Origin of the sequence: Rhodococcus sp. WWJCD1 (assembly GCF_002258735.1) — a bacterium.
Lineage (GTDB): Bacteria > Actinomycetota > Actinomycetes > Mycobacteriales > Mycobacteriaceae > Rhodococcoides.
The window spans coordinates 20,599-28,778 of sequence record NZ_NOXY01000034.1 but is presented as its reverse complement, the minus strand read 5'-3'; the positions used below and the strand labels follow the sequence as shown (position 1 = coordinate 28,778).

General features: G+C 60.6%; 11 protein-coding genes. 5 read left to right on the top strand and 6 right to left on the bottom strand.

The window, feature by feature from the left end:
* Nucleotides 1-100 precede the first annotated feature (100 nt).
* Nucleotides 101-568, top strand: a complete 468-nt coding sequence (locus tag CH286_RS27295; protein ID WP_037147025.1) for a hypothetical protein — start codon at nt 101-103, stop codon at nt 566-568.
* Between the two features lie 35 nt (nt 569-603).
* Here the strand turns inward: CH286_RS27295 and CH286_RS27300 are convergent, their stop codons facing one another.
* The 5 genes from CH286_RS27300 to CH286_RS27320 all read right to left on the bottom strand — a co-directional run bounded on the left by CH286_RS27300 (nt 604) and on the right by CH286_RS27320 (nt 3,358).
* Nucleotides 604-906 carry a hypothetical protein gene (locus tag CH286_RS27300; protein WP_094610990.1) on the bottom strand — a complete coding sequence of 101 codons (303 nt, stop codon included), beginning with the start codon at nt 904-906 and terminating at the stop codon, nt 604-606.
* 2 nt (nt 907-908) lie between these two features.
* Nucleotides 909-1,238, bottom strand: a complete 330-nt coding sequence (locus CH286_RS27305) for a hypothetical protein (protein ID WP_141215912.1) — start codon at nt 1,236-1,238, stop codon at nt 909-911.
* A gap of 147 nt (nt 1,239-1,385) precedes the next feature.
* A complete protein-coding gene (locus tag CH286_RS27310; RefSeq protein WP_032405462.1) occupies nt 1,386-1,949 on the bottom strand; it encodes a cysteine hydrolase family protein in 564 nt (187 codons plus the stop codon).
* 255 nt (nt 1,950-2,204) lie between these two features.
* On the bottom strand, nt 2,205-2,678 hold the full coding sequence (locus CH286_RS27315) for a DIP1984 family protein (protein WP_094611003.1): 474 nt from the start codon (nt 2,676-2,678) through the stop codon (nt 2,205-2,207).
* 149 nt (nt 2,679-2,827) lie between these two features.
* A complete protein-coding gene (locus CH286_RS27320; RefSeq protein WP_230592692.1) occupies nt 2,828-3,358 on the bottom strand; it encodes a MarR family winged helix-turn-helix transcriptional regulator in 531 nt (176 codons plus the stop codon).
* A 93-nt stretch (nt 3,359-3,451) separates the two neighbouring features.
* Here CH286_RS27320 and CH286_RS27325 point away from each other — a divergent pair, with 93 nt between their 5' ends.
* The 4 genes from CH286_RS27325 to CH286_RS27340 all read left to right on the top strand — a co-directional run bounded on the left by CH286_RS27325 (nt 3,452) and on the right by CH286_RS27340 (nt 7,420).
* The gene (locus tag CH286_RS27325; protein ID WP_094610992.1) at nt 3,452-4,456 is read left to right on the top strand and encodes an EamA family transporter; all 1,005 of its coding nucleotides are present in this window, start codon (nt 3,452-3,454) and stop codon (nt 4,454-4,456) included.
* A gap of 125 nt (nt 4,457-4,581) precedes the next feature.
* Nucleotides 4,582-5,928: a glycosyltransferase 87 family protein gene (locus CH286_RS27330; protein WP_255182788.1), complete on the top strand. Its 1,347-nt coding sequence runs from the start codon at nt 4,582-4,584 to the stop codon at nt 5,926-5,928.
* A 12-nt stretch (nt 5,929-5,940) separates the two neighbouring features.
* Nucleotides 5,941-6,963 (top strand): hypothetical protein, encoded by a 1,023-nt coding sequence (locus CH286_RS27335; protein ID WP_176458377.1) that lies wholly within the window; start codon nt 5,941-5,943, stop codon nt 6,961-6,963.
* Between the two features lie 4 nt (nt 6,964-6,967).
* Nucleotides 6,968-7,420 carry a hypothetical protein gene (locus CH286_RS27340; RefSeq protein WP_094610994.1) on the top strand — a complete coding sequence of 151 codons (453 nt, stop codon included), beginning with the start codon at nt 6,968-6,970 and terminating at the stop codon, nt 7,418-7,420.
* 19 nt (nt 7,421-7,439) lie between these two features.
* Here CH286_RS27340 and CH286_RS27345 read toward each other — a convergent pair whose 3' ends face one another.
* A complete protein-coding gene (locus CH286_RS27345) occupies nt 7,440-8,171 on the bottom strand; it encodes a dienelactone hydrolase family protein (protein ID WP_094610995.1) in 732 nt (243 codons plus the stop codon).
* Nucleotides 8,172-8,180 lie beyond the last annotated feature (9 nt).

Sequence of the window (8,180 nt, the reverse complement as noted above, 5' to 3'; positions counted from 1 at the left end):
TCGGTCGTGAACGACCTGCGTTTGCGGGACATGAAGACATCCTTCCAGCGGAACCAACGATCCCGCTATCTCGGTGTCCACCATCCTGGGGGAACCTCATATGAGTAGCGACGGCGACAAGCACAACCGTGCGCAGCGACAACCGGCGAGCTTCCGGCGTGAGTCGGCAGTGTGGTTTCCGATCTCGCTGGCTTTTGCACTCACCGTTACCTTCATCGGTGTCGATCTTCGAGCGATCGTGTCGAATCCAGCCGTGGTTCTCTTCGGCGCGGTCTTCGTTGTTCTGTCCCTCATCCCGGGAGCGATCGTGAGCTTCTTCGCGGTTGCCGCAACAAGAGTTGCCGATCGATTGATGAGGGAAACGCTCTCGAAGGAAAACACGCATTCGGTCGCTTCGCTTCACGGCACCGTGGCCGGACTCGTGTCCGGCCTTCTCACTTGGTGTTGGTTACCGTTGAACGGCTCGAACGCTGATACAGCATCAGTCATCATCGCCGTAGCTATTGTCGCGTTGGTCGCTGCGATTTCCGCCGCTCGCGGTTTGATAGCAAGACGATCGAGTTTCTGATCATCTGCAGACAGCCCCTACCATCGGCTGGTCGGTCACAGGGACTTGACCTTCTCGAACGGGTAGCCGCCGAATATTACGACGACGAAGACGTAGGCTGCCAGCCCGGCCAACTCCGCCGTTGATCTGCGATTCAAATCTGAGAATAGCCAAACCAGCGGAACCAGAACGAACAACCTGTTCGCCCGTGCACCCAGGTGCGGTGGGGTCTTCACTCGGTGCGGTACGTCGCGGCCGTAGAAGTCGGGATGCAGTGCCTTTCCTCGCAACCCGACTGACGAGGCGTAGCTGAACGCAACGACGCCCGCGATCAGCCCGAGCGCAAGGGCGGTATTCACAACTACCCCGCTGCCGGTGCTCGGCCGCCCAACGCGAACGACCGGTAGATCCGAATTGTGTTCACGCACGCCCACCCCGCGACAAGCGGGGCCAGTATCCCGAGCCATGGAAGGGTGCCGGCGAAGGCAAGTGCGAGAACCAAGAAGGCGATCGCAGTCGCACCGAACGACTCGACCTTCCGCCCGACGGAGGAACCTGGGGTTGCCACTATTCCGGGAAACCTCGGGGAGGCGGCGAGCATCGACACCGCCGACACGCACGCAGCAAAACCGGCAATAACCATCAACGAGAACACAAATGCTCCGCCCAACCCGATTTCGGCCCAGTTCATCCGAGGCTCGAACAACCCGTGAACAAGAGACGTGATCACTGTGATCGAAGCGAAAAAACCCAAGTACAGCAGCACAATCGGACCCGCCAGCCCTGCCGTCGCCCGATTACCCATACCGAACGGTATCAAATTTCAATCGAGTCAACCTTAGAGTAAATCGGCCGTCGTAACCACTGTTGCGAATTCACCATGCAGGTTTGTTGCCGTGATTGCCGACAATGTCGCGGCAGGCACCGTGGTTCCATCGAGTGCGATGCGATCGAACGTATGGGTCGCGTCGATGACGAAATAGGTGTCATAGCCGAGGTTGCCCGCCATCCGTGCGGTTGTCTCGCAGCAGTGATTGGTGGTGATTCCGCAGATCACCACCTGATCGATGCCTTCATTGCGAAGCCAGGCGTGTAGATCCGGCGTGCCGTAGAAGCTCGAGTTGACTCGCTTGCTGATCAACAGATCAGGTGTCCCCTCGAGGATGTCCTTGAAGGCGTGCCCCGCACCCGCCGGTGCCAGCGGTGACTGCGGGTTGTCGGAGTCGTGTCGAACGAACACGATCGGCCATGCCTTCGATCTCCACAAGCCAACGAGTGCAGCGATATTGCTCTCGCACAGCGGGTTGTCACGTGGACCCCAGAAGTCGGAATCATCGAACCCAGCCTGCACGTCGACGACGATCAGAGCGGGCCGTTCCAGAGATATCGATGGAGCCTTCATACTGTTCAGACTAGCCGCGAACAGCCGCGGAGACCATGATGCCGGGTGGCCCCTTACCCACCCTCGTCTTCGTTCGATCAGCACACGGTAGTGCGTTGTGTTATGTGCGCCGTACTCCGTGAATCGTACTGAGCTGCACTGTGATCGGGCAATGCCCGTGACGCCGCTCATCACGCAGGAGAAGGACCGGAAACCGCCGGCCACGGCACGTGCTCGCCTCGAACGAAAACTACCTACTACCCGGCATGTGGTGAGCTACTCGATCAGGTCGAACTCCCAATTGACGCGTTGGATCTCCAAGTCCACCAACCGAATCCGTTGGGCAATATCGTCTGCAGCAGAGCGCAATTCGGCAACCGGAAGAGCTGCAACGTAGACCAACTCCGATCGCAGTTGACGCGGGCCGTACCTGCGCTCCTGATCACGTCCCGACGCCGCGTCCGCCGCGGCGGAGATCGCCCTGTGCCGCATACGCAGCACGTCGCGGGACGCGAGCGCATCGGTGATGGTTCCGTCCCGCATCCTCGCGGTGCTGTTGGTCCGGTTGATCCTGCGTATGAGTTCTTCGAGCCGATCGAGTGCAGATCCGTACTCCAACAACAGAATCGAAGCATCTTCGGCCGGTGATTCACCGTCCTGGTGGCGGGCATTCGCCAGAATCCGAATTTTCAGATGTTCGGAGCGCTTGATCAGTTCCCCTCGTTCAGCGAGGGCCTCGGCAAGCTTCATGATCTGCACCTCGGTGCACTGGAACCGGAGGTGGGGTGACTACGGGCGCTCATGCGCCTTTCGACGCGTCGAATGTGTTCATAGAACAACAAGTACCACAGTTCGTCGCGATACGGAAGGCCTTGTGCGAGTGACCGATCGCCACACCTTCACCGAAGGTCCAGGAGAAGTCTTTTCAACAAGCCTGCAAGTTGGCTTCGCTCATCCGGATTCAGTGACCTGAGCAGAGCTTCCTCGTTGGCCACGTGCGCGGGTAGCGCGGCATCCACTGCGGCAATTCCGGCCGGCGTCAATTGCACGATGACCACCCGACGGTTGGTGGGATCGATTTCTCGCTCGATCAGCCCCTTGCCGGTCAGCCGGTTCAGACGGTGCGTAACAGCGCCCGACGTCACCATCGCGCTGTCCAACAACTGTCCGACGGTAAGACGATGCGGAGCCCCGGCGCGTCGGAGCGTCGCAATCAGGTCGAATTCACCTGACTGCAAACCGAATTCGACCAACACAGCCTGCGTGCGCTTGTCCAGAACGGATGCTGCTCGGCTGATGCGGCCGATAACGGCCATAGGGCTGACATCCACATCGGGCCGCTCGGCCTGCCATTGCTCGACTATCCGGTCCACTGCGTCGAGTGCCTCGTTCGCCATCGACCAACCACCCTTCAAAACTTCAGCGCTCAATTGTTGACATTCTGACACGGCAGTCCTACCGTTCAACACTAGATAGTTGAGCGTTGAGATGTTCAAGGACCCGGTCCCGGAGATGAGCCAACAATGCGGACACCTCGCACGCAGACACAACCAACCGATGGTCGACGCCTCCCGCGTGACATCGCCTCCTCGACTCTCGGATTGACGGCCGCTGCTGCCCTTGCTCCCATCCTCTGGGGCACGACATACCTGGTGACCACCGAACTTCTTCCTCCGGATCGGCCGATGACGGCCAGCGTCCTGCGTGCGGTGCCCGCCGGACTACTTCTGCTGCTCGTCGCGCCAGGCATACCCAGCAAGGGTTGGCGACTGAAGACCGCAACCCTCGGCGTATTGAACATCGGCGTGTTCTTTCCGATGCTGTTCGTGGCGGCCTACCGACTACCCGGAGGGGTCGCCGCAGTCGTCGGGTCTGCGCAACCACTCATTATCATCGCGATATCCACGGGGTTCGACTGGGGACGCACACGCCCAGTGCACATCGGATGGGCCATCGTCGCCGTCGCCGGGGTCGCACTGACGGCCACATCGGGCACAATCCGACTCGACGCAATCGGTCTTGCCGCTGCAGTAGTCGGAACGGTCAGCATGGCCACCGGTGTCACTTTCACGAGACGCTGGGGCGTGCCACCCATCACCAACCCGCTCAATTCCACTGCGTGGCAATTACTCGTCGGCGGCATTGTCATTTCTCCGTTGATTCCGATCGTCGACGACGGTCCATGGGCAATCGATACCGAGGCTGTAGTCGGCTATGCCTGGCTCGCAGTGATAGGCGGTGCCTTGGCCTATTCACTGTGGTTTCGCGGTGCCCGCGCTCTTCCTCCCGCCAACATCACACTCCTCGGCGTACTGAGCCCTCTGACTGCGGCAGTCGTCGGATGGATCGCACTGGGACAGAACATGACCGGACTTCAATGTCTGGGGTTCGGTATCGCACTCATCGGTTCGATAGCCGGGCAGTTCGTGCGACGCGGACCCGAAGCCGATTCGGCTGGCAAGAAACACGGCTCGTCGAACCATCCTCGATACCAACTGAATTCCTTGTTCCCGTCCAGAAACAAGTAGTGCATCTGGATCGCGGCGTCGATTCAGGGACTGGACCCGGTGCGTTGTGACGACTGCTCCATAAAACGACCGGTCAGTCCGTGTCGCGTCCCTGGTCACAGCCACAACGTTCTATCGTGTCTTTCATGACGTCGTCCAGCTACATGCCGTTACGAACCGAAACTGGATCGCGTACGCATGCTGGGCAAGAGTCGTTCGTCGAAGGCACACGCGCGCAGTCCGTTCCGATTCAACCTGGACACACGACGCCGGATCGCTTCGGTCCTCGATGGCTGGCGGGATCGACCCTTGCAGCGTGCATCGCCATCGCAGCACATGCGTACTTCCTGGGATGGAAAGTGCCGTTCGGCCTCTTCGGCAACGGAATAGACACCATCGTCTACCGACACGGCGGCGAGGTGGTCCTGAATGGTCAGCCGCTGTACGAGTTCGCACTGTTCGATATCGGATTGCCCTTTACCTACCCGCCGTTCGCGGCATTGGTCTTCACCCCGCTCGCGCTGCTCACCGTGACGACTGCCGTGACACTGCTGCAGGTGATCAATGTGCTGCTGGTCTACGCGACGGTAGTCCTGAGCTGGCGGTCGCTCGGATATCGCACCGGCGGAATGTATCTCGTCAGCGCGCCGATGGCGATCGCGTTCACCTGGCTCGAGCCCGTGCGCATGACCATCTGGCTCGGACAGATCAACCTGCTACTGCTCGTGTCGGTTCTGTTCGATCTCAACCGAGGTGAGGGCAGTCGTCTCCGCGGTGTCGGTGTGGGAATTGCTGCAGGGCTCAAGCTGACTCCCGCGTTCTTCGTCCTCCATCTGCTGGCCGTCAGACAATGGCGCGCGGCGCTCACCGCGGGTGCCGCCTTCGTGGTCACGGTTGCAGCAGGATTCCTGATCATCCCTTCCGATTCGTGGAAGTTCTGGACCGCGACGATGGTCGACTCCGAACGGATCGGGGCACTCGCGTCACCGGCCAATCAGTCGATTCACGGAGCCCTGGCTCGCCTGTGGCCGGGCAACACACCGCCGTTCATCGTCTGGTTTGTCATTGCTGCCGCCGTTGCCGTCCTCGCTCTCTGGACAGCTGCACGCGCGCACAAAGCAGGTAAGACGTTGCTGGCATTGGTGATCTGCGGCCTCGCGACGCCGATGGTGTCTCCTTTCGCATGGGGTCACCACTGGGTGTGGTGCATACCGCTGGCCATCGTCGCCATCGACTACGCCATTCGCCGTCGCACCTGGTGGAGCTGGCTGACTCCGGTAGCGGTCACCGTGCCCATGATCGCCTGGTACTTCACCGACTACCGCGGAATCAAAGCAATCGGAATCTTCATGTTCGAGGGATCACCCGCTTTCGAGGCTGCCGTTCAATTCACCTATCCAGCAGTCTTTCTGGCCATGATCACCGTCACCATGCTCTCATCGTTCCACCGAGCCGGACGAGGAACAGGTGCCCAGTACGCAAAGCGATGCTGAGTAGCCTGCAGTATGCGTAGATCCGCTCGGGCGATTCCAGTGATCACACTGTGCGGACTGCTGACATCCTGCGGCCACATACTGCCGTTCGTCGGAATCGAGACCGAGTCGTACCGACCACCTACGGCAAGTACCACGCGGACTCCGAACTGCATGGCCGACGACATCGTCTCCGCACTGGGCGGCTCTGTGTGGGATCCGAACGTCACTGTCGATGCCCCTACGCCGGGCTATCCCCCGCGATATTTCGAGCCGGTCGAAGTACTCAGATGCGAACGGGCGCTCAGTGACGACAACGTGCTGACGTTGGATTCGGTCCGTCTCCGCGGGGACGTCGAGGCCGCGATGGGCGAGTTCGCAGTCCCCTCGACACGTTTTGCCAGCGGCATCATGGCGAGCTGTGCCTACTCGGTCGAAGCACCCGTCGGACTGTGGTTCGTCGACGCATCGGGTCGAGCATTTCGTCCCGCCTGGCCTGCCGAACCGTGCGGACTACGAGACGAGCCGCTTCAGTTGTTGAACGAACTGGACGAAGTTTCTCGGACCGTCTACTCCACGGGCTACGACTACGACTACGCGACTGTGTGTTCGGGCCCAGCTATGAGCGGGGAATTCTACGAGACCTCCGACGCCGACGTTGCCAGTGCAGTCGAGCGTCGACGCACAGGCGATTCGATGCTTCCTCCGGCTTTGGTGGCACCCACAGACGATGTCGGATTCCTGCAGGTCTGCACGTACGCCGGATCCGAAGACGCGGACGACTCGCCTGCCGAATACGAGACCGTCGCGGGAACGTCCTTCACCCTCGACCGGCCGGACAGCATCGAATTGCTCGGCTACATCGCCGACGCGCCTATCGCTCAGCCGTGCTCGACTCCGGCAACACTGTTTGCCTCTACCGACCTGACTCGCCCCGACGGTTCCGGATCCACCCACCTCACAGTCGAATTGGACGGGTGCCGACGCGTCGCAGGATTGGGATTCCTCCGAGAGCTACCGATTTCCGCATACGGCACCCTCACCCGAGATCGGTGATGACATGAACAGTTCGTGGAAGGCAGCGCTTGCATTGCTGGTCCTTCTCACCACCTCGTGTGGTTCCTTCGAGCCCGGAAAACCCATGTCCATGGACGAAGACGATGCGTCGCGCGAGGTGGAGAAGATCGCCTTCGCAATCCCGGATGGATTCCAGTTCACTCAGGGCGTCATGTACTCGGAGTTCGTGGGCCAACCCGCGTGGTCCGCTCGATTCGACGCACCGAAGGAATTGGACGGGCCGGCTGTCACTGCGGCCAACCCGTCGTATCCCCCGCTGCAACCGGCTACGTGCGGCACCGCCACGAAGACCAGCTGGACCTCACTGGGCTTCAGTTGCGAAGCCGAGATGCTATCCATGTCGCGCCCCGCTCAGGGATCGAGAGACCCTGTCTCCGTTGTGTTCACCAGGGGCGCGCGGGGATCGTCTCTGTACATCTACTGCGCTGGTCACTGATCGACCCGACCTCGCGCAACTACTTCAGATGCCGGTCGAAGAATTTGTTTCCATCGTCGCCCTCGAAGTGCGGGACGCCGGTGTGCCCACCCATGTTGGCGTGCAACGTTTTTTCCGACGAGCCGAAAGCGTCGAACAAACTCAACGCCATGTTCCTGTCGTTTCCTTCGTCGTCCCATTGCAGAAGGACCTGCAGCGGAATGCTCACCTGCTTGGCCTCGTCGAATGTGGCGCGGGGCACGAAGCTACCGGCGAACAGCAGCGCGGCCGCGATGCGTGGCTCAACAACCGCGAGGCGAACTCCGATGGCCGCCACACCTCCCGAATAGCCGACAGGTCCAACAACTCCGGGGAGAGTGAGGAGAGAATCCAGAGCAGCCTGCAACTCCGGTACCGCCTTCTCGACCAGTGGAAGGACGAGTCGATCGATGATGTCGTCGGTGACCGGTTCGCCGGCTCCCACTGCTCGGCGCAGATCTGCTCGAGCCTGCTCGGCGACAACAGATCGCGGACGCATCCCGCTAGCCGGTAGTTCGAGGGTTGCTGCGGCGTAACCTGCGCTCACCGCGTGTCGCGCCCGAGCGGCAAGACGCGAATACATCATATCGAGACCACCGGGATGGCCGAAGAGAATCAAAGGTGTTGGAGCGGTGCGGAATACCGGGGTCCACAGGATCCCGGGAATGTCGCCGAGTGTGAACTTGCGTTCGAGGACATGATCATCGAGACGTTGTTCGGACGTGAAATGCATGGTCGTGCC